Below are 1,236 nucleotides of genomic sequence, written 5' to 3'. Positions count from 1 at the left end.
CGGCCGGGCCCTTTTTGTTTTGCGGCCGGCGCCGCGCGTTGTGGTAAAAGACGGGGTTGCTGCGGGCGGCGCCGTTGCGGTGCCATGCCGGCGGCACATTTGGCCCGACCACACGCCACCCCTGCCATCCATCGCCATCCGCAGCACACGCAAGCCTTCCCCGCCCGCTCCATGACCGGCCCGTTCCGTTCGCACGCCACCCCGCCCGCCAGCCCGCGCGACACCGCGCAGGACGCCTGCGCCAGCTACGGCCGCGCCGGCCGCCTGCGCCGCTGGGTGCCGCCGCTCGCCATGCTGGCGCTGGCGATGCTGGTCGGGCTGGCCGGCGCGCTGGGCTACCGCTACAGCTACGACGCCGCGCTGGTGCGCCAGGGCGAGCGCGGCCAGGTGCAGCTGCGCCTGTACAGCCAGGCGCTGTCGAGCGAGCTGGCCCGCTACGACTACGTGCCCAGCCTGCTGTCGCTCGAAGACAAGATCGCCGCGCTGCTGGCCAACCCGGACGACCCGGCCCGGGTCGAGGCGGCCAACCAGTACCTGGCCGCGCTCAACGCGCGCGCCGGCACGCGCGCGGTGTTCGTGCTCGACGCGCGCGGCCGCGTGCGCGCGGCCAGCAACTACCAGCGCCCCGACAGCTACATGGGCGAGGACCTCAGCTTCCGCCCGTATTTCGGCGACGCCGCCGACGGCCAGCTCGGCCGCTTCTACGGCGTCGGCACCACGCGCAGCGAGCCCGGCTACTACCTGTCCGCGCCGCTCGGCGACCGCCACAAGCCGCGCGGCGTGGCGGTGGTCAAGGTCGGCCTGGAGCCGCTCGAGAACCGCTGGCAGGGCGCCGACGCGCAGATGCTGCTGACCGACGAGAACGGCGTGGTGATCCTGGCCTCGGACCCGTCGCTCAAGCTCGCCGCGCTCAGGCCGCTGTCGGCCGAGCAGCGCGTCCGCCTGCAGCGCAGCCTCCAGTACAACCGCGCCCCGCTGCCGCAGCTCGAACTGGCGCCGGTGCGCAAGCTGTCCGACAGCGACGCGCTGGTGCGCCTGCGGCGCGGCCCGCCGATGCTGGCGCAGAACGCGGAACTGGTCGGCACCGACTGGCAGCTCACGCTGCTCACCAACACCTCCCAGGCGCGCCTGGCCGCGCTCAACACCGCCGCGCTGGCGGGCGTGCTGACCGCCTTCGTGCTGCTGCTGGCGGCGGCCTGGAACGTGCGCCGGCGCATCGCCGGCGAGCGGCTGGCC

The 1,236-nt window shown here is 74.5% G+C and carries 1 protein-coding gene; it reads left to right on the top strand.

The genetic code is table 11. The features are described from left to right. Window positions 1-171: 171 nt before the first annotated feature. Window positions 172-1,236: cache domain-containing protein (locus K206_RS0127825; RefSeq protein ID WP_020205651.1), on the top strand; the 1,065-nt coding region annotated here is incomplete at its 3' end.

The organism is Cupriavidus sp. WS, from assembly GCF_000395345.1.
Lineage (GTDB): Bacteria > Pseudomonadota > Gammaproteobacteria > Burkholderiales > Burkholderiaceae > Cupriavidus > Cupriavidus basilensis_B.
This window is presented reverse-complemented; position numbering and strand designations above follow the sequence as displayed.